The 24,226-nt window shown below is 32.9% G+C and carries 24 protein-coding genes; 12 read left to right on the top strand and 12 right to left on the bottom strand.

Annotated features, from left to right (window positions below; genetic code table 11):
• Window positions 1–6: 6 nt before the first annotated feature.
• The 5 genes from X927_RS04490 to dxr are packed head-to-tail and all read right to left on the bottom strand — an operon-like array spanning window position 7 to window position 5,300.
• Window positions 7–1,047: a hypothetical protein gene (locus X927_RS04490; protein ID WP_169925133.1), complete on the bottom strand. Its 1,041-nt coding sequence runs from the start codon at window positions 1,045–1,047 to the stop codon at window positions 7–9.
• A gap of 24 nt (window positions 1,048–1,071) precedes the next feature.
• Window positions 1,072–1,542, bottom strand: a complete 471-nt coding sequence (locus tag X927_RS04485; RefSeq protein ID WP_103076905.1) for a YaaR family protein — start codon at window positions 1,540–1,542, stop codon at window positions 1,072–1,074.
• Between the two features lie 17 nt (window positions 1,543–1,559).
• Entirely contained in the window at window positions 1,560–2,609 is a 1,050-nt protein-coding gene (gene ispG, locus X927_RS04480; RefSeq protein WP_103076904.1) for a flavodoxin-dependent (E)-4-hydroxy-3-methylbut-2-enyl-diphosphate synthase, read from the bottom strand.
• A gap of 13 nt (window positions 2,610–2,622) precedes the next feature.
• Window positions 2,623–4,146: an RIP metalloprotease RseP gene (gene rseP, locus X927_RS04475; RefSeq protein ID WP_103076903.1), complete on the bottom strand. Its 1,524-nt coding sequence runs from the start codon at window positions 4,144–4,146 to the stop codon at window positions 2,623–2,625.
• Window positions 4,143–5,300 carry a 1-deoxy-D-xylulose-5-phosphate reductoisomerase gene (dxr, locus tag X927_RS04470; RefSeq protein ID WP_103076902.1) on the bottom strand — a complete coding sequence of 386 codons (1,158 nt, stop codon included), beginning with the start codon at window positions 5,298–5,300 and terminating at the stop codon, window positions 4,143–4,145. The genes rseP and dxr overlap by 4 nt, the downstream gene beginning before the upstream one ends.
• Before the next feature lie 154 nt (window positions 5,301–5,454).
• Between dxr and X927_RS04465 the strand changes: the two genes are divergently transcribed.
• Complete coding sequence (locus tag X927_RS04465; protein WP_103076901.1) at window positions 5,455–6,537, top strand: HD domain-containing protein; 1,083 nt, start codon at window positions 5,455–5,457, stop codon at window positions 6,535–6,537.
• On the opposite strand, the gene X927_RS04460 is transcribed toward X927_RS04465, so the two are convergent.
• Genes X927_RS04460 through X927_RS04450 form a run of 3 tightly spaced genes read right to left on the bottom strand, consistent with a single transcriptional unit; the run spans window position 6,524 to window position 9,347 of the window.
• Entirely contained in the window at window positions 6,524–6,721 is a 198-nt protein-coding gene (locus X927_RS04460) for a hypothetical protein (protein WP_103076900.1), read from the bottom strand. The two genes, X927_RS04465 and X927_RS04460, sit on opposite strands and share 14 nt — an antisense overlap.
• A gap of 33 nt (window positions 6,722–6,754) precedes the next feature.
• Window positions 6,755–7,207, bottom strand: a complete 453-nt coding sequence (gene dtd, locus X927_RS04455) for a D-aminoacyl-tRNA deacylase (protein WP_103076899.1) — start codon at window positions 7,205–7,207, stop codon at window positions 6,755–6,757.
• Between the two features lies 1 nt (window position 7,208).
• Complete coding sequence (locus X927_RS04450; RefSeq protein WP_103076898.1) at window positions 7,209–9,347, bottom strand: RelA/SpoT family protein; 2,139 nt, start codon at window positions 9,345–9,347, stop codon at window positions 7,209–7,211.
• A gap of 271 nt (window positions 9,348–9,618) precedes the next feature.
• Between X927_RS04450 and X927_RS04445 the strand changes: the two genes are divergently transcribed.
• The 11 genes from X927_RS04445 to X927_RS04395 all read left to right on the top strand — a co-directional run bounded on the left by X927_RS04445 (window position 9,619) and on the right by X927_RS04395 (window position 19,976).
• Window positions 9,619–10,443 carry a phosphate ABC transporter substrate-binding protein PstS family protein gene (locus tag X927_RS04445; RefSeq protein WP_103076897.1) on the top strand — a complete coding sequence of 275 codons (825 nt, stop codon included), beginning with the start codon at window positions 9,619–9,621 and terminating at the stop codon, window positions 10,441–10,443.
• Between the two features lie 70 nt (window positions 10,444–10,513).
• A complete protein-coding gene (locus X927_RS04440; protein ID WP_169925136.1) occupies window positions 10,514–11,332 on the top strand; it encodes an ABC transporter permease subunit in 819 nt (272 codons plus the stop codon).
• Window positions 11,333–11,337: 5 nt separating this feature from the next.
• Entirely contained in the window at window positions 11,338–12,177 is an 840-nt protein-coding gene (gene pstA, locus X927_RS04435) for a phosphate ABC transporter permease PstA (RefSeq protein WP_169925132.1), read from the top strand.
• Window positions 12,174–12,941 carry a phosphate ABC transporter ATP-binding protein PstB gene (gene pstB, locus X927_RS04430; protein WP_103076894.1) on the top strand — a complete coding sequence of 256 codons (768 nt, stop codon included), beginning with the start codon at window positions 12,174–12,176 and terminating at the stop codon, window positions 12,939–12,941. The genes pstA and pstB overlap by 4 nt, the downstream gene beginning before the upstream one ends.
• 57 nt (window positions 12,942–12,998) lie before the next feature.
• The gene (gene phoU / locus X927_RS04425) at window positions 12,999–13,661 is read left to right on the top strand and encodes a phosphate signaling complex protein PhoU (RefSeq protein ID WP_103076893.1); all 663 of its coding nucleotides are present in this window, start codon (window positions 12,999–13,001) and stop codon (window positions 13,659–13,661) included.
• A 14-nt stretch (window positions 13,662–13,675) separates the two neighbouring features.
• Window positions 13,676–14,368, top strand: coding sequence for a response regulator transcription factor (locus X927_RS04420; protein ID WP_103076892.1), 693 nt, complete (start codon window positions 13,676–13,678; stop codon window positions 14,366–14,368).
• A 2-nt stretch (window positions 14,369–14,370) separates the two neighbouring features.
• On the top strand, window positions 14,371–15,342 hold the full coding sequence (locus tag X927_RS04415) for a sensor histidine kinase (protein ID WP_103076891.1): 972 nt from the start codon (window positions 14,371–14,373) through the stop codon (window positions 15,340–15,342).
• Window positions 15,343–15,667: 325 nt separating this feature from the next.
• On the top strand, window positions 15,668–16,834 hold the full coding sequence (locus tag X927_RS04410) for an ROK family transcriptional regulator (RefSeq protein WP_103076890.1): 1,167 nt from the start codon (window positions 15,668–15,670) through the stop codon (window positions 16,832–16,834).
• A gap of 60 nt (window positions 16,835–16,894) precedes the next feature.
• On the top strand, window positions 16,895–18,142 hold the full coding sequence (locus X927_RS04405) for an extracellular solute-binding protein (RefSeq protein WP_103076889.1): 1,248 nt from the start codon (window positions 16,895–16,897) through the stop codon (window positions 18,140–18,142).
• Between the two features lie 80 nt (window positions 18,143–18,222).
• Window positions 18,223–19,146 (top strand): carbohydrate ABC transporter permease, encoded by a 924-nt coding sequence (locus tag X927_RS04400; protein WP_103076888.1) that lies wholly within the window; start codon window positions 18,223–18,225, stop codon window positions 19,144–19,146.
• On the top strand, window positions 19,146–19,976 hold the full coding sequence (locus X927_RS04395) for a carbohydrate ABC transporter permease (protein WP_103076887.1): 831 nt from the start codon (window positions 19,146–19,148) through the stop codon (window positions 19,974–19,976). The genes X927_RS04400 and X927_RS04395 overlap by 1 nt, the downstream gene beginning before the upstream one ends.
• Window positions 19,977–20,078: 102 nt before the next feature.
• Here the strand turns inward: X927_RS04395 and X927_RS04390 are convergent, their stop codons facing one another.
• Genes X927_RS04390 through hslU form a run of 4 tightly spaced genes read right to left on the bottom strand, consistent with a single transcriptional unit; the run spans window position 20,079 to window position 24,208 of the window.
• A complete protein-coding gene (locus X927_RS04390; RefSeq protein WP_103076886.1) occupies window positions 20,079–21,623 on the bottom strand; it encodes a TrkH family potassium uptake protein in 1,545 nt (514 codons plus the stop codon).
• A gap of 4 nt (window positions 21,624–21,627) precedes the next feature.
• Window positions 21,628–22,308: a potassium channel family protein gene (locus X927_RS04385; protein WP_103076885.1), complete on the bottom strand. Its 681-nt coding sequence runs from the start codon at window positions 22,306–22,308 to the stop codon at window positions 21,628–21,630.
• A complete protein-coding gene (locus tag X927_RS04380) occupies window positions 22,301–22,735 on the bottom strand; it encodes an NAD(P)-binding protein (RefSeq protein WP_103076884.1) in 435 nt (144 codons plus the stop codon). Before X927_RS04380 ends, X927_RS04385 begins: the two co-directional genes overlap by 8 nt.
• Before the next feature lie 60 nt (window positions 22,736–22,795).
• Window positions 22,796–24,208, bottom strand: coding sequence for an ATP-dependent protease ATPase subunit HslU (gene hslU / locus X927_RS04375; protein ID WP_103076883.1), 1,413 nt, complete (start codon window positions 24,206–24,208; stop codon window positions 22,796–22,798).
• Between the last annotated feature and the right edge of the window lie 18 nt (window positions 24,209–24,226).

Here is a 24,226-nt window from a genome sequence, read left to right as displayed (position 1 = left end):
TTGTTGTTATTTAATTGTTTTAATAAAGCATCTCTTAATTCTAAAAAAATGAGTAAATATTTCCATTTCAAAATTAAAGTTAGCTAATCTCATCGTAGACATCCTATTCAGATATGAGACAGTGTCTTTAAGTTGCTCTAGATTAAGGATATGTTCGTTTAATCCAAAGAAATAAACAAGTGAATTATTCCAAAAAAATTTCCACTTGGAAGAATTCAAAAAAACCATCGCATCTCTCAAAAGAATCGTACCTAAGGTGGATATATTACGTAAAAAAGTTAAATTTTCTACATCATTTTTTATTTGGGAAATATCTTTTATTAGATAAAAGAACTCTTTATCATTTAAATTTATTAATATATTCCACAATTTATAATAAGAAAGAGCAAATTTCAGTTTGTTCTCTGGCAAATCAAGTGGCAATTTGAAATTATTTAATAATTCATCAACATCGTTAACTGAAAAATTGACTATCCGATCTACCTCATCTTTAATCCGAGATATATCAGTATTTTCATCATTCAAAAACAATAGAACCCCTGAATCATAATGTCGAAAAAAATTGAAATAAATTGCAGTTTCCTTATATTTGGTATTGATATCCTCGATTAAAACTAAAGGAATAGAAAGGTCAAACCTTATAAAACGACTTTTTATGGTAGGTAACAAATAATTCCATCTCGTAGTTGTTCCAAATACCAAAGCGTATTCAGGAGGTTCTTCAATTAATTTGAGCGCAGCATTTGCTGCTTCTATATTCAATCTATCAATATCCTCAAAAAAAACAACCTTCACCTTTGCATAGTTAGGTTTATACATTAAAAACTCTTCCACATCCCTAATTTGCTCTATCTTAATATTTCCACCACTAGGTTTTATAATTAAGGTATCCAACTTATTGAAATCCAAAACCGAATTTAATAGATCATCTCTAAAATTATTTAAAATGAAATTATCTTCACAAACAAAACACAAGGAACTGGCTTTTATATCATCTATTTTTGATTGAATTTTCTCTATTGTATCATAAAAGAATGAATTATGCAAAAGAAGCACCTTCTATACTACTTATTATTTGTACAAATCTAAAACCAATCCGTTTATTTCTTCAATTTTTGATGCGTATAATAATGTATTTTTCTCTCTTTTTAAAATCATATCAGTCAATTCCATTAGTTTGTCATCAACTACTTCTGCGACCATATGTAGTTGAGGTGTTGCGTTTTTAAAATCAAGATCGTTTTTTATCACATACCAATGTTTTTCTAATCTTTTAAGGAAATCTTTGATAGAATTTCTGTACTCTCTTAGATTAGATTGAGTTGGAGATTTCACAAAGTTGTTTCCTAATTTAAGAATATTATCAATCAAACTCCTTAGCTCACTCTCGCTGATTTTTATATTCGTATCAACTAGTATATCAAAAAAACCTTCTTTTTCTTTTACTTCAGAAGCAGTAACATCTTGATCTTTTGATTTTTTTATCTTCCTTTTTTTCAACTCTTTATCCGTTTTTTTTTGGGTGATAGGATCTATCTCCATAATTTTTCCTTCTTCAATTAAGAATTCTGAACCTCTTCTATAATTTCAAAAAGTTTCTCTTTTATCTCACTTCTCTTAAAGGTCCCGAAAAGTTCTCCTTTAAGGAAAATAGCCGCTGATGAATTTTTGGTCCCAACTATAGCAATATCAGAATGCTTAGCTTCGCCAGGGCCGTTAACCACACATCCCATAACCGCAACGGTAATATTTTTTTTAACCTCTTTGTCTTTTAACATTTTTTTTACCTCGTAAGCTAACCTTTCAACATCAATCTCTGCCCTTGCACAAGTTGGACAGGCTATAACTCTTACCCCAGTTCTTAAACCTAAGGCTATTAACAAATTTTTTGCCAATTCAACTTCTCTGACCGGATCCCCACTTATGGATATTCTAATGGTATCTCCTATGTCGTTTATAAGTAAAGAACCCAAACCTGCTGAAGACAATATAACAGCGTCTTCAAAAACACCCGCTTCAGTAACCCCTATATGAAAAGGATAAGGTATCAACCGAGAAAGATATTGATTGGCTACGAAGGTTTCTTTTGCATCAACTGATTTGACAGAAACCACGATATCGTAAAAACCTTCTTTTTCTAATAATCTAACTTCTTTTAAAGCACTTTCAGCCAATGCTTTATGTCTAGGTAAATTAGAAAATTCTTTAGCGATCGAGCCAGAATTCGAACCTACTCTTATTGGGACGTTATAATCCTTAGCAACTTTAACTATTTCTCGTATTTTAACATCTGAGCCAATATTGCCTGGGTTTATTCTAACTTTCGAGGCACCGGCTTTAATAGATTCTATCGCTATTCTGTAATCAAAATGAATATCTGCAACTAAAGGGACTTGAGCCTTTTTTACAATTTCACTAAAAGGTTGAATATCATCCTTGCTTCTCACTGACACCCTTACAATCTGAGCACCAGAGTTTTTCAATCGTTCAATTTGCAACAGAGTTTCCTCAACATTTGTTGTATCTGTATTCGTCATACTTTGAATAACGATGGGGTGCTTCCCACCAATTTTAACTCCACCAACATTCACTACTTTTTGTGAGAACATTTAGAACACCTCATTAAAAAAACCTCATTATATCGTTATAAGTGACAAAGATCATCAAAAATATTAAGAATAAAAATCCTATTGTATTCACTATCGCCTCTACTTTTGGACTTACCCTTTTTCTAGTTATCATTTCGTAAATAGAAAAAACGATTCTGCCACCATCTAAACCGGGGATTGGAATCAAATTAAAAACTCCTAAACTGATAGTTATCAAAGCGGTTAAATTTAAAATAGCATCGAACCCTACCATCGCTGCCTGCCCTATTATGGCAGCTGCTCCAACCGGACCTGCTAGCTGATCAGCGCTCAGCTGGCCTGTGAATAATTGCCCAAAAGATCTGAAAGTTAAAGAAATCAAATTATTTGCCCATTGAATGGGGACTGTAAGTGCCTCAATACCTTTGGGGTGCCAATTTTCATATGGTGCCTCTAAAACTCCCGGTTGAACTATAAAATCTAAAAATTCTTCTTTGGATAAATTAATATTAATTGTTTGTCCGTTTCTTTCTACTAACAACTCAAGAGTATTATCTTTAAAAGGCTTATACTCATTAATAATTTCGTTACCAGAAACAGCGAACATTAATTCTCCTGAATTTAACTGAATTTGATAAATTACATTTTGCAAATCAGAACCGTTAGTAATCGGTACACCATTAATTTCAACTATTCTATCTCCCTCTTGAAAAACATTGTTACCATTTGCAACAACATTTGAGAAAGTAGCGTAAATGATACCTGTTTCATACATGGGTGGATAATAAGAATATTGAGATAACTTACCTTCAATAATAGTTCCATCTTCTAACTGTATCTCTATTGGATCGCCATTTTCCATTCGACTCATAACCGTATATAAATCTTCTTCTCCATTTAGTGAAACAATCTCTTTGTTTTTCAGATTAATCGATTCGGGATTTTCAATACCATATAAAGTAAAAATTGCTCTATCATTGGTAGGTTCTGGAATCAAGGTAACATTAACTTCCTCTCCGTTTCTTATAACAGTTAACTCTAATGGCTTCCCAGAAGCTATTCCCAACTCTAAAATCGAAGGATTAAATACATAATCACCGTTTGCTTTTTTAATAATGTCGCCAGGTTCAAGACCTGCTTGGGCGGCGACGCTGTCCCTTCCTACTCTCTCAACAATCACCTCTGGGAACCCGTAGACACCTGCTATTCCTACAAAAAGAAAATAACCTAAAAGAAAAGAAAACAAAGGACCTGCAAAAGCTATCAAAAATTTCTGAAAAGGTTTCTTATTGTAAAACAGTGCAGGATCAGTATCCTTATAACCTTCTTCTAATACCTCTTCACCAGCCAATCTTACATAGCCGCCCAAAGGAACAATATTGAATCGAAAGGTAGTTTCTTTACCTGGGATCTTGAATAATGCTGGGCCAAAACCTATAGAAAACTCATCCACTCTCGTCTTGAAAATTTTAGCAAAAATAAAATGCCCAAATTCATGCACAACCACAATAACGGATATGATAATCAAAAACCAAATAATTGATAATAGAACGGTCATTCGGTAACCTCCATAATATATTTTTTCGCTATATCTCTACTGATTTTATCCACTTTAAGTATATCATCAAAATTATTAAAACTCAAGCTATTGGAAAATGAAAACTGAATTTGCATCTCATTTACCGTCTTGTATATAACACGATAAATATCTCCAAATTTAATTAAACCATTTAAAAAACTGTCCACTGCTATCTCATCGGCAGCATTAAATGCATTCTGTAAAGGGGCATTCCCCAGAATGCTATAAGCTAATTTCAAAGAGGGGTACTTATCAAAATCTACTCTTTCGAAGCGTATCTTCTCTGAAAATAAATCAGGTTTTTCAAAAACAAAATTCCGTTCCGGATAAGAAATCGAAAAAGCTATTGGAATTTTCATATCGGCTACTCCATAATGCATCTTAATTACCCCATCAGAAAATTGAACCATAGAATGAATTCTACTGTTTCTATTGATAGCTACCTCGATATTGTTGATTTTAAATAAATAATAAGCTTCAAATAATTCGAGAGACTTATTTACCATCGATGCAGAATCAACGGTTATTCTTTTCCCCATGGACCAAACAGGATGGTCCAACACTTCCTTCACTGAAACATTTTCAAGGGCTTCAACAGGGTAATCTCTTAAAGCACCACCGCTAGCCGTTAATATAATCTTTTCTGGAGTCGAACTTTCTCCCATTAAAAGTTGAAATATTGCACTATGTTCACTATCAACTGGAATTATCTCCTTTTTGAAATTACTAGCATAATCCAAAATATAATTGCCACCACATACAATCGATTCTTTATTTGCCAAACATATCCGCTGAGAGACATCGATAGCCTTTAAAGTGTTTTTAACACCAGAAAAACCAGAAGTTGCAATCAGAGTATAATCAGGATTACAAAACTCCATGCTCCTTTCAACAGCATCTACACCAGTAAAAATTCTACATCCATTATAATCTTTAGGAATTTTTTCATTATTTTCAACTATTCCAGCACTAATTAAACTATATTTGTTGATTGCTTCTTTCAATTTATCCCAATTTTTATAAACGGAACCCCCCACTATCTTGAAATTACCTTTAAACCATTCACTATTTAACACTTCTAAAGCTTGTTGACCAATTGATCCAGAAATGCCAGCTATGAAAATACTTTTCACATACAAACCCCTTTCTCTTTATTCTGTTAAAAATACACATAAATTATACCATCAATTCAAATAATCATGAATTAAAAAATGTGTTAAAATAATTAAGAAATGCGAAAATCAAAACATCTCAAAAAATATTTGATAAATTTAAGAAGGTGAGCGAATGAACATTGGCAATTTTCTTTTAGAAAGTTCTAATTTGTTTACAGTCTACAGATGGAACAACAATCCTGCAATTGTAAGATTTAGCGAATCTGATAACATATACAACAATCTCCTTTTAAGTTTATTTGTATTTTCTGACGAATCAGAAGAAAAATTAGTAAAAATATTGCACAATAAAATATATGAAGCGATTCCTAAAATAGTATTATCAGACATATCATTGGCTACCAAAAGCAAAATTGAAGAAAAAGGCAAAAAACTTTGGGATGAAGTAATTAACAAAACCTATAAAGAAGTAGAATCAAATTTTGATAGCAATATTAGCTCAAAACTATTAATTCATTATACTTTTGATGAAGAAACTGAAAAGAAAGTAAGGATGATAAACCTCCTTGTCGCCCAAAAAGAAGCCAGTATTAATGAAAGAGTCTTTCCCGAATATTACAAAGAGCCAAAAAGAAAAAACCAAACAAAAATAAAAAATATGGATATACAAGATAAAAAAGAAATAAAAGAATTAGCAAATGAGTTATTAGAAATATCAACCAGACTGGTAACTATGATAAGATGGAACAAAAATCATAGAAATATCAAAAGTTCTGTAGCTTCACATACCTTTTTCGTTTTTTTAATCTCTTACCTTTTAGCTCTAAAAGCTAATTTACAAATGAAAGAAATTTACGATATTATGATTGCTTCAATACTACATGATTTGCCTGAAGCATTTACAGGTGACGTGATAAGCCCAACTAAAAGAAAAGTAAGCGGATTAGAAGAAATAATTGGAGAAATAGAAAAAGACTTCATTAAAGATTGGTACAACCATAAAAGTATACTTAAAGAGAAGTTTATAAAATTTGAAAAACACATATATGCTCCTTTTGAAAATGATTATGGAGCATATGTGAAAACATCGGATTTAATAGCTGCACTAATAGAGTGTTCCCTAGAAATAAGTACAGGAAATCAAAATAAATATTTTATAAATACCTTCAAATCTATAAAAAAGGATATATTAAAATTCTCTCCAATTGATATTAGTGAGATTATAAAAGAGATAGAGTTATCTATTCACCCCTAACGTATTTCTTTTCGCCGTTAGGTAGCTTGAATTTAACAACAACACCTTTTTGAGGTTTTTCGTAACCTAAATATATTTTATGCACATTAGATTGATTAACTCCTGATTCAACACCTTCAGATGAAATATGCGCTTCAAATGGATCTTCGTTGTAGACAAAAACGGTAACTTCTATTTCTTTCATAAAATCCCTCCGATCAAATGATATTTTATTTATTCAAAATAGTTTCTGTGAATCTAAAAGTAAAGTCACTGGACCATCGTTGATAATATTTACTTTCATATGAGCTTGAAACTCACCTTGTTGAACGTTTATAGGATATTTTTCTTTAAGGTATGAAAGAAACTCATCGTAAAGAACTTTAGCCTTCTCGGGAGTTGCCGAATCAGTGAAGGACGGCCTCCTCCCTTTTCTACAGTCACCAAATAAAGTAAATTGAGAAACAACAAGCACATCACCCATAACATCTAATAAAGATTTATTCATTTTATTTTGTTCGTCTTCGAAAATTCTCAGATTTACAATCTTATCAGCCATCCAACTAATATCTGATTCTTGATCGCTCTTTGAAATACCCAAGAAAACCAGAAGTCCTTTTTCTATTTGCGCAACAATATTATCAGAAATAGTTACGGATGCTTGTGCAACTCTTTGAACTACAGCCCTCAAATTATACCCTCCTAACAGAATAAACACCCTTAGAATTTTTCAATTTATTACTTAAAAGGCTCAGATGTTTTAAATTCTGGACGGCTAGATATATCCTAATGTTAAGGTAATTAGAATTATCTGTCATTTCAAACTTTTCTATATGTCCACCTTCATTATTTATAACATTTCTAACGTTATTTAAAACATTTTTGCTCTCTACATCAATCATTAATACGGTAGAAAATTTATTTTGATTGTATTCGTTCCACTCAGCAGTTACCTTTTTACTTTCATCAATATCTTGAATATTTTTACAATCTTTTCTATGTATACCAATTCCTCTTCGAGTTATCACACCTATAATTTCATCTCCCGGAACAGGCATACAACATTTTGCGAAATAGCTCTCAACACCTTCTTCACCATCAACAAGAACGGAGATCCCTTTTCTATTTGAAATAGATTTTTCGACGGTAGGGATTGTTTCTTCTTCTTTTTCGTTTAGGGTAAAAATATTTCTAATAGTATTAATACTAATATCTTCTAACGATAGTTTAATAAAAAATTCATCGTCACTTTTTATGTTATATTTAATGTAAAATCCTATTTCTTTTAATTTCTCAAGGATTTCATCCATAGAAAAATTAAGTTTTTTCGACAGCTCTCTAAACTTGTCCTTACCTTTTTCAATTAACTCGACTTCATTTTTTTGTCGGTAATATTTTTTTATCTTCGATATAGTCTTAGGAGAATGAGCATATTTTAACCAATCAATGCTAGGTCCTTGAAAATTTCTATTGATCAGTATCTCTACTATATCACCCGTCTGCAATTTGTATGAAATGGGAACTAATTTACCATTGACTTTTGCTCCTGAAAAATGATTACCAACCTCAGTATGAATAGCAAAAGCAAAATCAATAGGTGTTGCTCCTCTGGGCAAATGAATTATTTCTCCTTTGGGTGTAAATACAAAAATTTCTTTTGAAAGAAGGTTTGTTTCGATGTCTTTTAATTCAAAAGCATTTTGGGCTATATATTTATGTAACTCCATCAAATCATTAAGAAATTTTAATTTTTCCGGACTAACACCCTCTTTATAAACCCAATGAGCAGCTAAACCGTATTCGGCTTCTTCATGCATTTTCCAATCTCGAATTTGTATTTCTAATGGATCACCTTTATGTGTTATCACAGTTGTATGCAGTGATTTATAACCATTGAATTTAGGTGTTGCAATATAATCTTTTATTCTTCCTGGAATAGGGGACCAAATAGAATGAATTATTCCCAAAGCAGCGTAACATTTATTCTGATCCTCAGTAATTATTCTAAGAGCAATATAGTCATATATTTCATCTAAAGTTTTTCCTTTTCGAATCATCTTATCCCAAATACTATATAAATGTTTAGAGCGTCCTTCAACGGTTGCTTTTATTTTCTGATTATCTAGCTCTTGTTTAATAATCTGCGCGTATTCGTTCAATCGATTTTGTCCAAGCCTTATTTTTTCTTCAATTTTTGCCTTTAAATCAAAATATGTCTCGGGATACAAATACCGAAAAGATAAATCTTCTAACTCTTCCTTCATCTTATAAATACCCAATCTATGGGCAATAGGGGCATATATTTTTAAAGTTTCATCGGATTTGGCTATCTGTTTTTTTCTGTCGACGAATTGTAAAGTTCTCATATTATGCAATCTATCAGCTAATTTAACGATTATGACTCTTATATCTTCAGACATAGCAAAAAGCATCTTTCTTATAGTTTCAACTTTTTCTAAAGATTTCATGTCATTTTCGTTTAGTCGTTCGTTGAGCTTTAAATTACTAATCTTGGTGACACCTGAAACTATATTAGCAACATCGACCCCAAAAAGATCTTTTATTTTATCTATTGAGACTCCACAATCTTCAACTACATCGTGCAAAAGACCTGCTATGATAGTGTCTACATCCATTTTTAAACTAGCAAGTATCAGTCCAACGCTTTTTGGATGCTCAAAAAATTCCTCACCAGAATCTCTAAATTGACCGCTATGAGCAGTTTCCGCCAAATCATAAGCTGCTCTTATTAATTCTTTCTCTCTCTTGGTAAGCCTAAGATTTAATAATTTTTCAACCTCTTTCTCATAACTTTTCGATTCAATCAACATAATCAGACACCTCTTAACGCTTCTTAATAAAATCACTTGTTTCTTGTAAAGACGGTACAATTAAATTATAGCACAAATTTCTGAAATTTTGAAAAGATTAAAGTCTAAAAAATTTATGAAAATGTAATAACAATTTTATTTTTTAGATCCATCAAGTATGATTAAATATGAATAAGAGTACCTCCTTAATATTTCTTAACATCACTTGATTTTATCCAAAAAAAAGATTGTTATAATTACATTGAAAATTTAAATTAAGGAGGGAAATATTGTGAAGAAAGTATTATTAACATTAGTTTTAGTAGGTATAGCTCTTTTCAGTTTTGCAGAAACACTCGTTCTAAAAGGTTCAAACACGATCTTTCCAGTAGCTCAACTTTGGATTGAAGAGTTAAAAGATATGTATCCCGATCTAACAATTACTTTGGAAGGTGCGGGTTCTTCAACTGGTATCGCAGCTTTATTCAACGGAACTACAGACATAGCAAACTCAAGCAGATGGCTTAAAGAATCGGAATTAGAGCAGATGCATGAAGAAGGTAAGTATTTCATTCCCGTTGTTTTAGGATACGATGGAATAGCCGTTATAGTTAATCCTAATCTTGGAATAGACAATATCACCATAGAAGAATTGGCAAGTATTTACTCTGGCGATATCACTAGATGGAACCAATTGGACCCAAATTTACCAAACCAAAGAATTGTTGTATATTCAAGAAATACAGCCTCAGGGACTTACGAAACATTCGTAGAAAAAGTTTTAGAGGGTAAAAGAATGGCACCAACAGTTCAGATGTTAGAATCAACCCACGCAGAAGTACAAGCGGTTGCTCAGAACTTATATGCCATAGCTTATACAGGCGTAGGTTATGTGACTGAAGACGTAAAGGTTTTATCAGTCGAAGGTGTACAACCAACAAAACTGAATATTTTAAATTCTGTTTATCCAATTTCAAGACCATTGTATATGTTTATCGATGCAACAAATGGTTATCCTCAAACTGGACCAGTTAAACAATATTTGACATTTGGGTTATCAAAACGAGGTCAAGAATTAGTTGAACAAGCAGGATATGTAGCAGCATACGGATTTTAAAAGATTATCTTTTAAAAGGAGTGTTTTATTTGTGAATAGACGAGATTTAAAAAATATCGTAAATCAAAGTATAATCACAGTTGTCGCAATGGTGGGAATCTTAGCATTAATTGGTCTATTCATTTTTATCATCAGAGATGCTATTCCAGCCCTGACAGAAGTTGGGGCTGAAATTTTTACAAGTAAGTATTGGTATCCAACATATGATCCACCCGAATATGGCATGTTAGCAATGATTGCTGGTTCTTTTATCTTAACTGGTTTCGCTTCTATTATAGTTATACCCATAGGGTATATAATTGCATTTTTCTTGTATGATTATGCCACAAACACTGAACAAAGAATTATAAAATCAGCAATAGATTTGCTATCTGGAATCCCAACTGTTATTATAGGGTCTTTCTTATTCATTTATATTTCACCTATCTTAATGAATTTTGGGGCTTGGTCCACAGGTAATCTGCTATTAGCAGCAATTGGGCTATCTATTTTATCACTACCATACGCCGCATCTCTCATGCAGGAAGCATTATCATCAGTTGATATCAGTCTAAAGGAAAGTGCTTTAGCATTGGGAGCAAGCAGGTTCATCGCCGGATTTAGAATAGTAAGCAAAGCGGCACTATCAGGAATTTTAAATTCAATAATTCTAACAATAAATAGAATTATAGGGGAAACTATTGTTGTATTAATGGTTGCTGGCGGAGCTGCCATAATTCCCAAATCAATATGGGATCCAGTTAGGCCTTTAACCGCTGCTATAGCAAGCGAGATGGGAGAAGTGCCTATTGGAAGTATTCATTACTCTGCTTTATTCGTTGCGGGTTTAATTTTGTTAACGATATCTTTTATTCTAACAATGATATCTAGAAGAGTAACGAGGAGTTGAAAAAGATGAAAAAACAAACGGGAATAGATTCTATTATATCATTAATCTTTAGAATCATCAGTTATATTGCCTTTGGTATAATATTGTCAATAATTGTAATAGTTATAGTAGATGGTGCTAGATATTTTACTCCTTCTTTTTTTGTAGAATATCCCAGTCAAGGAATGACAGCCGGTGGGATAGGACCAGCCATATTGGGAAGTCTGTTGATGATATTTTTCATCTTATTATTTTCCATTCCAATAGGAGTTCTCACTGGTACCTTCCTTTCAGAATATGGATCAAAATCAAGATTAGGAAGAATAATTGACATATCCGTTACCTCTTTATCTGGTGTTCCATCGGTTGTCTACGGACTATTTGGATTAGCTCTTTTCTCAATAACTCTTGGATTTGGAACATCGCTTCTAAGTGGAAGTTTAACTTTAGCGATAATGACTTTACCTGTAATATCCTCATCAGTAAAAGAAGCCCTTGCATCTCTACCAAGAGAATTAAGGGAATCAGCCTATGCTTTAGGAGCAAAAAAAACGGAAACTATTTACAAAATACTATTTCCAGCAGCAAAAACCAGAATAATAACCGCAATATTAATTGGCGCTGGAAGGGTTATTGGAGAAACCGCCCCTGTCTTATTGACTGGTGCAGTCTTTTATTCAACTCAGTTACCAAACTCTCTACTCGATCCTGTTATGACTCTTCCAACTCACATATATTTTATAACCATGGCATATGGAGAAAATGCACAATGGATGGCGAAAGCAACATCCGCATTCTTAATAATACTTATTTTAGTCATATATTCGATAGCATTTAAAATAAGAGGAGGAAAACAAAAAAGTTGAGTGTAGAAAAAGAAATCACAATAGAAATAAAAAATTTTAACGGTTGGTACGATCAAAAACAAGCTTTAAAAGACATAAATATGGAAATTAAAAAGAAAAAAGTCAGTGCCATAATAGGACCTTCGGGTTGTGGAAAATCCACGTTGTTGAGAAGTATAAATAGAATCAACGATGAAATTCCTGGTTATAGAACAAGTGGAGAAATAATATTTGAGGGGAAAAATATATACGAAAATAATATTGATTTATCATTGTTGCGAAAAAAAATAGGAATGGTTTTTCAAAAACCTGTACCTTTTCCCATGTCTATTTATGAAAACATTGCCTTCGGTATAAAATTACATACAGCAAGAAACGGCAGAAAAATGGATGAAATCATTGAAACGGCATTAAAAAGAGCAGCTTTATGGGATGAAGTAAAAGACGATCTCGACAAACCAGCAAGCTCACTTTCTGGTGGACAACAACAACGTTTGTGTATTGCTAGGGCTATCGCCATTGATCCCGAAATAATTCTATTAGATGAGCCTACATCCGCTCTAGATCCTATAGCAACACAAAAAATTGAGAATCTAATTGAACACCTATCAGAAAATTATACTATAATTATTGTAACTCATAACCTAGCCCAAGCTATAAGAATTTCAGATTATATGTACTTTATGTTTCAAGGAGAACTAATCGAATCCGGAAAAACAGAAGACATTATAAAAAGTCCCAAAGAACAATTGACAGAAGATTATTTAAATGGTAGAATTAGCTAAAAATTGAATAGTTAAAAAAACAATAGAAATTATACAAGAAAATGGGGAGTGGAATAGATGGATTACACACATTTTGAAACTGAAATGACACGATTAACAAGTGAAATATCTAAGCTTTTAACCGTCGTTTTAAGATCCTTTGAAAATTCTATTAAAGCTTTAGAAGATAAAAACCTTGAATTAGCTGAAAAAGTCTTAAAAGCAGATGATCAAATTGATGATTTAAACCGCCAAATTGAAGAGTCAGTCTATCAAATCGTAGCAAGATTTCGTCCTTTAGCCAAAGAACTACGATACGCAGTAACAATGATAAAATTCGCAAACAATCTTGAAAGAATAGGTGATCTTTCCTGCAATATTGCCGAAAAAACTAAAATCTATGCGCATATTGATCTGAAGGATATAGTAAATACTAAAGAAATTAAAAAAATGTTCGGTATATCCCTAGAGATGATAAAAGACTCCTATAAAGCATTCGGAGAGAGAAGTATCGAAGAAGCTGTAAAAATATGGAAAAGAGATGATGAAGTAGACGAGCTAGAAAACCAACTTAGACAAATTGCTGTGAAAAAATTACAAGATGAAACTTTTAACAAAGAACTTGTTATTCCCTATGTGTTATTGGCAAGAGATATTGAAAGAATCGCTGATCATGCCACAAATCTTTGTGAAGAAATAGTTTATATAGAAACGGGCAAAGAAATCGAAGACTATCTGTAAATGGAGGTTTTCTCATGCCAAAAGTTTTAATTGTTGAAGACGATGAAGATATACGAGATATATTAAAAACTTATCTTCGATTAGAAGACTTAGAAATCTTAGAAGCTGGTACTTTATCACAAATGAGAAATGTTTTGAACAAAGAATCAAACATTGATATAATCTTACTAGATTTGATGTTGCCTGATGGCAACGCCGTTGATGAATTACCAAAAATTCGAGCTTTGAATAAAGAAATAGGTATAATAATAATTTCTGCAAAAAATACAGATGGAGAAAAAATCTTAGGAATTGAATCAGGGGCAGACGATTATATTACAAAGCCTTTCAATCCTAGAGAAGTTACAGCAAGGGTTAGAGCTTTATTAAAAAGACTCAAAAAATCTGAAAGTAAAATGGTTTTTGGACCCATGGAAATATACTCAAGCAATTATTTAGTAACTTATAAAGGTAAAAATATTGAATTGACTTCAAAAGAGTTCGAAATACTCGATCTATTAGCTAGAAATTCAGAAAAAGTCTACACAAGAGAAGAGATTATAGATAAAATTTGGTTTGGAGACGAATTTATTACAGATAGGGTGATAGATGTACATATAAGCATGATCAGATCAAAAATAGGAAAAAATTGGATTAAAACTATTAGAAACGTAGGATACAAATTTAACAAAAACGCTTATACGGTAGATAACAACGGTGAGAAATAAAGATGAAAAATACTAATTCATTTGACTTTAACATATTTGATTCTTTAGAAGATGCTGTATTGCAATTAGAAAATAAAACAAATATTCTTAATGTAAATGCAACTGCCAAAGCTTGGGGTTTTGTGAAAAATAAAGAATTATTGAACACCATAAGTTTCAATGAAATCGATCAACTTGCAAAGCATATCTTGAATAACGAAGACTTCGAAATAGAAACAAATATATACTTCTTTGCAGGATACAGTAAGTTTTGCAAGCTCACCTTTAAAAAAGAATATCAACTCTTGATATTGCAAGATAAAACTGAATTTGAATTATTAAAAAAAGTAAAAGAAGATTTCATAACCTCAGTATCCCACGAACTCAGAACACCTCTCACCATAGCTAAAGGAAATACTCAAATACTCAAAGACTTTATGAAAGACAATCAATTTACCAAACAACTTACTAAAATCGAAGAATCTCTCGACAGAATAGAAAATATTATTTCTCAATTAACCCTTCTTTCAAAAGCAGAATTCGGAGAATATGAATTAAAAAAAGAATTGATAAATACAACTACCCTATACAACGAAATAGTAAAAGATCTTTATGAAAAAATACAAGAAAAATCTGTAAAGCTACACTTCAATTGTCAAATTCAATCCATTAAAAGTGACAAGTTTGTATTGTACACTATCTTTAGAAATTTGCTCTCCAATGCAATTAAATATTCTTACGAAAATTCTGACATATACATCGATTTCCTAAGCGACCAACTCATAATAAAAGATGAAGGTATAGGTATAAGAGAAGAAGAACAAAAAAGAATTTTTGAAAGATTCTATCGTGGTGCTGAAGCAAATAATTACGCCAAAGGATCAGGCTTAGGCCTAGCGGTGGTTAAATATTTATGCGAACTAGCAAATTACAAAATAGAATTTGAATCAAAATGGATGGTTGGTACTACCTTTAAAGTCTTTTTCTACAAGTAACTTTCCCTCCTAATTTCCACACAAATATCTTCAAAGAATTTGTTAATTCACATTTTTTAAAGTTTAAACCTTATATTATTGTTATCTGAATAGTATTTCTTGATGTTTTTATATGAAAAACATCAACTTCGTTCAAGTATTATACTATAAATATATAGATAAAATTTTTTTAAATAAAAAAAGTATGATTTCTTTAGATATTCTCAAATAATCGCTTTTAAATGCTGATAATTAACTATAATCAGCCATAATTAGACTTGACATTTCTAATAAAAAGTATTTAAATTGAAAGTAGAGTAGAAATAAAATACAAAGGGGTTTACTGATGGCAAATAAAACATACAATATTGAATTAGTTAAAGAACGTAATAGGACAGTAGTTTTAGAATTATTGAATTCTAAAGGAACAAGCACAAGATCAGAAATATCAGAAATAACGGGTCTAACTAACGCTACTATAACAAATATTGTAAACGAATTAATGTCCAAGGATTTAGTAGAAGAAGTTGGTACCGTTGATGGTAAATTAGGAAGAAAGCGAAAACTAATAAAAATCAAAGAAAACGCTTTTTATGTTATAGGCATTGAATTTGGGGTAAATATAGTACGTACAGGAATATTTAATTTTAAGGGCAAAAAAATTAAGAGTATTGAAAAAGAAATAAATTCATATGGAAGACCGACTGATGTTTTAAAAAACCTAATTTTAATAATTGATGAATTGATCAATAACTCCAGAGTAGATTTCAACAAAATTAAGGGTATTGGTATTGCTATGCCTGGGCTGATAGATAGTCAAAAAAGAATTTTACGATCAGTTCATCCTTTTCCATTACTCAAAGATTACCCCCTCGTTGAACAGTTAGAAGAACACTATGAAAAAACAATATGGCTAGAAAATGATGCAAACGGTGCTGTTTTAGGTGAAAAGTGGTTTGGACATGGAAAAAAATTTAACAATTATGTATTTGTTGTTGGAGATTCGGGAATTGGCGCAGGAATTATTATAAACGGAAAATTATATCCAGGAACTTTTAATTCCGCCGGTGAAATAGGTCACACAGTCATAACTGGAGATTTAATTCCTTTGGAAAGTTTTGGAGGTTTATCAAGGTTGGCCGATGAATTTAACTTACCATTGGAGATAATTTTAAATGAAGCAAAAAAGTCTGACGAAACTAAAAAGGCTTTGGAAGAAATCAGCAAATTTTTAGCCTTAGGAATAGTGAACCTTGTAAATACGATTGACCCAGAAGCGGTAATTGTAGGTGGAAGAATTTTAAAAGCAGGAAACTCTGTAATTAAAGAAATAAAAAAAATAGTCGATCAATATACCTTTTCCGATGAAATCCCACAAATTTTAGTTGCTTCAAAGAAAGAAGATGCTATTTTGTCAGGAGCAGCCTCAATTGCAATCGAACACATAGTATCTTCTCCCTATCAGTTTTTGCTAAACAAAGAGAAAAGCATCTCTTATAACAACCAAAAATGAAAAAGAAAGTTTTGGAGTTTCCAAAGATATTGTGAATTCTCAAAAAGGAGGTAGCGTAGTATGAGAAAGTTAGTAGGTATAGTACTTCTAAGTGTATTAAGTTTCACCATGATTTTCGCCCAAAGTGGGCAAGTAGAAATATTCAGTTGGTGGACAGGTGGAGGAGAAGAAGAAGCTTTGCTAGCAACTCTTGAAGATTTCAACGAGTTATATCCAGATATTGAAGTAATCAACGCAACGGTTGCCGGAGGTGCTGGGACAAACGCCAAAGCAGTATTAAAAACAAGAATGCTTGGTGGAAACCCACCCGATACATTCCAAGTACACGCTGGTTGGGAATTAACAGATACATACGTAATACCAGGACTCATGGAACCTTTAACAGACTATCTAAAAGCGTGGGGAGTATACGACAAATTTCCAGAAGGTCTAATAGATATAGTAAGTTATCAAGGTGAAGTTTATTCCATTCCTCTGACGGTCCATAGAAGCAACGTTGTGTTCTACAACAAGAAGTTATTTAACGAAATAGGTTTGACTAAAGAACCCGAGACATGGAATGAATTCATAAACGCATTAGAAAAAGTAAAAGCCGCTGGTTACACTCCACTTGCTTTAGGAGATAAAAACAAATGGCCTGCAGGCCAACTTGTTGAGAATCTTATGGTAGCTGAATTTGGAGCTAAAAATTACAACGCCTTATTTAACGGCGAACTATCGTTCAACGATGAAAGGCTTGACAGTTCTTTAGAAAAAATGGTACAACTTATGGATTACGTTAACGTAGATCATGCAGCTTTAGCATGGCAAGATGCTGCAAGATTGTTATATGAAGACAAAGCCGTTTTCAATTTAATGGGTGACTGGGCAGAAGGATACTTCAAAACCTTAGGTTGGACGCCAGGAGAAGACTTTGGATGGTTCGAGTTACCTGGCACACAAGCTGTGTTCGTATTAGTATCCGATACCTTCGGGTTACCAAAGAATGCCCCACATAGAGAAAATGCACTCATCTTTTTGGAATACTTGGCTTCTACAAGGGCTCAATCAGTGTTTAATCCAATTAAAGGTTCTATCCCAGCAAGAATTGACGCAGATCCAGGAAACGATCCATACTTGATAGAAACAGCAGAGGATTTCAGAACCCTCATCATTTCACCATCTATCGTTCACGGTTCTGCAGCACCTGAAGCGTTCGTCACGTCATTCAACGATGCCGTTAACAACTTAGTAACTACTAAAAACGTTAACCAAGCAAAACAAATGATATTATGGGCTGCTGAAGATGTAAATCTACTCACAGATTAACACCTAAAATAACTTAATCTCGGCCCAGTAAGGGCCGAGATTTTCGATATACCCTACCCAATCGATAAGGAGAGATATGTATGTCGGTTCAAAAGAAAAAGGCAAGAGCAGGATTTTTTATAATCCTACCATCTTTAGCTTTCATAGGGATATTTGTTTACTATTTCATTTTTCTAACGATAAGAACCTCGACCTCCAACTGGAATAGTTTCTCCTCATTATTGAGTGGAGAATACAAATTTGTAGGATTTAGAAATTATCAAAGGTTGTTCATGGACCCCAGATTTCAAACAGATTTATGGAATACATTATTTTTTACCCTATTTTTTCTTGCAGGATGCATAATACTCGGTATATTTTTAGCCAATATTATAGACAAGCAATTGAAGGGATCGAGTTTTTTTCAAAATTTGTTTTTATTCCCAATGGCGATTTCTTTTGTTGTAACAGGTACGGTTTGGGGTTGGATATTCGCACCTGGAAACATACCAACCTCACCACAAGGAATCAATTTATTACTTGAAAACCTTGGATGGACGAACTTACAATGGATGTGGTACACGAGTACTCAATCGATAGGAAAATTCAATCTAGCGTTGATACCTGTGGTAATAGCAGCTACTTGGCAGATGTCAGGATACGTAATGGCGATGTATTTAGCTGGGCTTAGAGCGATACCTGAAGAAATGATAGAAGCAGCACAAGTAGACGGAGCAACAGGTATTCAATTGTTCTGGAGAATAAAGATGCCTATGCTAAGACCAATAACGCTTAGTGCAATGATAGTAATAGGACACATGTCTCTGAAGATATTCGATTTAATATACGCTATGACTGGAAGTGGACCTAACAACGTTACTGATATGCCTGCTGTCTATATGTTTGAACAGATGTTCAGATCAAACAGATACGCTATCGCATCAGCCATTGCAATCATAATGCTAATAATGGTAGCGGCGGTTATAGTTCCTTATCTTTACAGCTCATTTAGGGGGGAAAAATAATGGCAGAAAAATCAAATAAAACTTCCCTTACAATTTATTATATTATACTGGCTTTATTCACAATATTTTATGTTCTGCCTTTTTATGTTACTCTAAGCACGTCATTTAAACCTTTTGAAGAAGTTTCTATATCAAACATGTGGAAACTTCCAAGTAAAATATCTTTTGAGGGATTCAAAGAGGCATTTGCGAGATTAGGACCAAATCTAAAAAACAGTTTTTACCTTACGATACCGGCTACTCTAATATCTGCAATAATTGGTTCAATAAATGGTTTTGCTCTTTCAAAATTAAGGTTCAAATATTCAAATACTGTTTTTGCCCTCATACTATTTGGGATGTTCATACCTTATCAGAGCGTGTTATTTCCACTTATACAGTTCTTTCAAGCAATAGGTTTATATGGGACGATACCGGCTTTGATAATAACACATGTTATATATGGAATACCGATTACCACCTTAATGTTTAAAAATTACTATGAGGAAATTCCAAACGAATTAGTGGAAGCATCAGCTGTGGATGGTGCAAACATATGGCAAACCTATACAAAGATTCTTTTACCTATATCCATCCCCGGCTTTGTAGTCGTTATAATATGGCAGTTCACTAACATATGGAACGAGTTTTTGTTTGCAGTAACGATAACCAGTGATCCAACGAAACAACCAATAACGGTAGCTTTAGTTAATTTAGCTGGCAGTCAAGTCGTTCAATGGAACGTTCAAATGGCAGGAGCTTTAATAGCTGCCCTTCCCACACTCATTGTCTACATCATATTGGGAAGGTATTTTGTTAGAGGTTTACTTGCCGGTTCTGTTAAAGGATAATATAAACCCGCCTAATTATCGATGGCGGGTTTTTTTACTTTCCTAAATTTGTTTTTTAGTATGAAAAACAAAGGGTCGTTCAAGTATTAAAGATTATTTTTTTTAAATAATATCTTTCAAATCTTTAAACAATTTTATAACTGCATTTATAATGACGAAAAATTCCAAACGTCCTAAGTACATTCCTAATGTTTGCGTCCAAATCACTCCTACGGGAGCTTGACTCGAAGTAATACCTGTAGAAAGTCCAACAGCAGATAAAGTTGAAGCATACTCAAATAAAGCATTATGAAGTGGATACCCATAAGCCAACAATATAAAAACACCAATAAAATAGGTAATAAAATACATTGTAAAAACCACTAAAACATTTTTTATTGAGTTTAGATCAATTTTCTTTCTTGATACCCCTTTATATACTTCTATGTAAAAAGTGGTTCCAGAGGGTTTAAAAAATTCTTTGATCTGGTTAATTATCAATTTGAAAGCGATATAAACCCGGAATAGTTTTAAACCGCCTGATGTGGAATCCATCATTCCACCTAAGATCATCAATATTGTCACAATTAACAATCCGAAATAATTCCAGTGTGAAAAAGCTACTGTTGAAAAGCCAGTGCCTGTTAAAGCAGAGATACTCTGAAACGCGGAATGAACTAAACCATCTCCAACTCCGTACATTTCAACCGTTGTAAAGGCAAAAAGCAGCAAAAAGGAAATAACTAAAATTATGAACATGGTCTTAATTTCAGGGTTTTTTAAAAAAGGCTCAGATTTGATTTTTTCTCTTAATTCAAGTAATGAAATTTTTTTTGACCGATAGTCTCTGCGATTTCTAATAAAATTTCTAATCATTAATATACCAGCATAATGGACTCCAAACCCGGTTCCGCCCATAATCATTAGCAACATGATAATTATTTCTACCTTCAAGCTACCAAAAGAACCAATGCTAAAATTTTTTGTGGAAAATCCTCCTGTAGCTAATCCTGTTAATGTATGGTTGAAGGCGTCAAAAAAAGAAAGTTTTCCTACAAACATCAAAAGCAAAACCCCTATAACCGCCCAACTTAAATATATTCTAAGAATTATCCTAGCCGATTCTCTCAAATTTGGAACTAAATTGTCACTTCTTCCTTCTGCTTGATATATACCAACCCCCATGGTACCAGCAATGATTACAGTAATTATAGCAAAACCAGCCCCACCAATAAATTGCATCACCGATCTCCATATTAAGATAGAACGGGGTAGTACTTCCACATCAGAAAACATCGTAAGCCCTGTCGTTGTCCATCCACTTGTCGATTCAAATACCGCCTGTGAAAAATTTAATTCTCCGGAAAAAACAAAAGGGAAAGAAGATAGAAAAATCGCTACCGTCCAAACAAAAAAAACCGTGACGACAGCGTCCTGTGTATTTAATTCTTTTCTTTTTTCTCCTCTTCCAATACACCTAAATATTTCCCCGGTAAGAAAGGATAATATCCCTGTAATCAAAAATGGTAGAAAATTTTTGAAAGAATCATAAATAAGAGCAGTAGAACCCACTATAAATATTAAGACAGAAAGACCTATTATGATATTTCCGGTATTTCGAAAAATTGTTTTATACCTTAATTTTAAAAAATATTTGTAAGAAGGCACTAGATCACCTCGATTTTAACGTTTCTTTCACTTCGTCCACTTGTTCTTTTAGCGCCAAAACGATCAACCTATCCCCCTTATAAATGGTTGTTTCACCTTGAGGAACCATTATATCTCCGTCTTCTCTTATCAATACTCCGATTATTGAATTCTCAGGTATTTTTAATTCCTTCAGTTTTTTATTTACAGCTTTATCATCTTCAAGTATAGTAAGTTCCAAAATAGATAACTTGTCCACATAGGGGTTAAAGAAATCAGTAATATCTTCATGAATCAAAGAAGATTCTATTATTTTTTGCATCCAAGAAATTGGAACAAGTGTTTCGACATTTATTCCCTTAAAAATAGTTTCGTTTTCTGTTGCATTGACTAAAGAGATTATCTTTATATCTTCATAATATTCTCTCAACAACCAAGATACAACAAAATTCAATGCATCATCCTCAGAGATTATTATTAAGGCTTCTACTTTTTTGTTTAGATCTAAATTTTCTATCCATTTGATATCGGTAGGATCTTGCTTAACAAGTTCAAGAGCAGGAAAATTTACCTTCAATCCATCTAAAATCTCCAGATTTTCGTTATTTTTGCTGACATAGTAAACTTGATTACCCAATAAGAGTAATTTTTTGGCTAAAGAATAGGCTAATATCTTTCCCTCTATGATATAAAAAATTCTATTCATATTTAACTACTTCCTTTTCCAATTCCTCAACCAAATCCATCACGGAATCTTCAATAGGGCAAAATAAATTCAATCCAGCCTTTATAAAAATTGATTTTTTTAAAGGATCATTCACCCTCGCGGCTATTCTTACTCCCGAATTCAACTTTTTAATCCCATAGGCCAGCATAAAATTTAAATTGTCATCGGGGGTTACAATATAAACCATGTGAGCTTTTTCGATATTCACATCTTTTAATGCAGCCATATCGCTTGTATCAATAACTCTTGTGAAACCTGTAAAATTCCTTTTAGATAATCTTTCAAAAGACGATTCTTCTTTATCAAGAACTACTACATTGTAAGATTTACTTAATTTCAAAGCTAACTCGGAACCCAACCTTCCACAACCTATTATAATTATAAGTTTGGAACCATTTAATCGCATATGTCCTCACTTCCGAAAAATATTAATGAAATATACAATTTATTAGCTCAATACTGTCCATCAAAGAATATATTCTCTGAGATCTTCATCACCATATACCTTACCCAACCGTAGGTCTACATAATTGCTATCTATTTTCAATTCCCACTCTCCTGATGCAGGTGCTTCAAAAGAAACCTCTTCAAGAACTTTTTCGACTACGGTATAAAGTCTTCTTGCTCCAATATTTTCAACTTTTTCATTAAGCTCAAAGGCAATATCTGCCATTCTTTCAACGCCATCTTCAGTGAACTCAATTTTCACCCCATCGGTTTGAAGTAAGTACTGATACTGTTTCAGTATTGCATTTTTTGGCTGGGTAAGTATTCTAATAAAGTCTTCCTTTGTCAAATCTGATAATTCTGCTCTAATTGGGAATCTACCTTGAAGCTCAGGAATTAGATCCGAAGGTTTAGCCTCACTAAACGCACCAGCAGCTATAAACAATATATAATCAGTACTAATGGAACCATACTTTGTTACAACAGTTGTTCCTTCAACTATTGGTAACAAATCTCTCTGAACACCTTCTCTAGATACATCTGGCCCAGACGCGGACCCTCCCATGGATGTAACCTTATCGATTTCATCAATAAAAATTATGCCACTATTTTCGGCTCTACTTATTCCTTCCTGTATCAATTTATCTTGATCGATTAACTTTTCAGATTCAATAGGTTCCAAAACCTTTCTCGCTTCAGAAATCTTCATTCGTCTTCTTTTTTTCTTTTTGGGCATAAGATTTTGAAACATCTCCCCAAACTGTATACCCATATCTTCTAATTCAGGTCCTAATCCAGCAAACATTGGGGTGGATTGTTCTTCGACTTCTATTTCTATCTCAACATCTTCTAATTCACCATTTCTTAACTTTTCTAACAATTCCTCTCTTCTTCTTCGAATATTTTCGTCTTCCTTTTCATCATATCCCTTATTTTGAGAATATTCAGCACTTTGATTGAAAAGTTGCATCATGTCCATAAATGAAGGTTGAGCCTTTGTTTTTTTCTTTGAAGGCACAAGTGCTTCTACTATTCTTTCTTCTACAAGCCTTTGAGCTTTATCTCTAACTTCTTCCATCATTTCCTTCTTTACCATGTTAACTGACGAATCAACCAATTCTCTAACCATACTTTCCACATTCTTCCCAACATATCCAACTTCGGTAAACCTTGTAGCTTCCACCTTCACAAATGGCGCATTAGCAACTTCTGCTAACCTTCTAGCAATCTCAGTCTTTCCAACACCGGTAGATCCTATCATCAGAATATTTTTTGGTATTACATCTTTTCTGACATCTTCTTGTAGCGCCAATCGTCTAATCCTGTTTCTCAAAGCAATAGCAACCTGTTTCTTTGCTTCCTTCTGACCGATTATATAATTATCCAATTTTTCTACAACTTTTTTAGGAGTTAATTCATCTGCTCTATTCATAAAAATCACCTCAAAAAT

The organism is Petrotoga mexicana DSM 14811, from assembly GCF_002895565.1.
Lineage (GTDB): Bacteria > Thermotogota > Thermotogae > Petrotogales > Petrotogaceae > Petrotoga > Petrotoga mexicana.
Note: the sequence above shows the minus strand (reverse complement) of the source record. Positions and strands in the feature narration are given on the sequence as shown.

Coding starts and splice junctions, on each gene's coding strand:
- X927_RS04485 (WP_103076905.1), bottom strand. CDS start 1,542: ATGGAGATAGATCCTATCACCCAAAAAAAAACGGATAAAGAGTTGAAA.
- ispG (WP_103076904.1), bottom strand. CDS start 2,609: ATGTTCTCACAAAAAGTAGTGAATGTTGGTGGAGTTAAAATTGGTGGG.
- rseP (WP_103076903.1), bottom strand. CDS start 4,146: ATGACCGTTCTATTATCAATTATTTGGTTTTTGATTATCATATCCGTT.
- X927_RS04465 (WP_103076901.1), top strand. CDS start 5,455: ATGAACATTGGCAATTTTCTTTTAGAAAGTTCTAATTTGTTTACAGTC.
- X927_RS04460 (WP_103076900.1), bottom strand. CDS start 6,721: ATGAAAGAAATAGAAGTTACCGTTTTTGTCTACAACGAAGATCCATTT.
- X927_RS04450 (WP_103076898.1), bottom strand. CDS start 9,347: ATGTTGATTGAATCGAAAAGTTATGAGAAAGAGGTTGAAAAATTATTA.
- pstA (WP_169925132.1), top strand. CDS start 11,338: ATGAAAAAACAAACGGGAATAGATTCTATTATATCATTAATCTTTAGA.
- phoU (WP_103076893.1), top strand. CDS start 12,999: ATGGATTACACACATTTTGAAACTGAAATGACACGATTAACAAGTGAA.
- X927_RS04420 (WP_103076892.1), top strand. CDS start 13,676: ATGCCAAAAGTTTTAATTGTTGAAGACGATGAAGATATACGAGATATA.
- X927_RS04415 (WP_103076891.1), top strand. CDS start 14,371: ATGAAAAATACTAATTCATTTGACTTTAACATATTTGATTCTTTAGAA.
- X927_RS04410 (WP_103076890.1), top strand. CDS start 15,668: ATGGCAAATAAAACATACAATATTGAATTAGTTAAAGAACGTAATAGG.
- X927_RS04405 (WP_103076889.1), top strand. CDS start 16,895: ATGAGAAAGTTAGTAGGTATAGTACTTCTAAGTGTATTAAGTTTCACC.
- X927_RS04400 (WP_103076888.1), top strand. CDS start 18,223: ATGTCGGTTCAAAAGAAAAAGGCAAGAGCAGGATTTTTTATAATCCTA.
- X927_RS04395 (WP_103076887.1), top strand. CDS start 19,146: ATGGCAGAAAAATCAAATAAAACTTCCCTTACAATTTATTATATTATA.
- X927_RS04385 (WP_103076885.1), bottom strand. CDS start 22,308: ATGAATAGAATTTTTTATATCATAGAGGGAAAGATATTAGCCTATTCT.
- X927_RS04380 (WP_103076884.1), bottom strand. CDS start 22,735: ATGCGATTAAATGGTTCCAAACTTATAATTATAATAGGTTGTGGAAGG.
- hslU (WP_103076883.1), bottom strand. CDS start 24,208: ATGAATAGAGCAGATGAATTAACTCCTAAAAAAGTTGTAGAAAAATTG.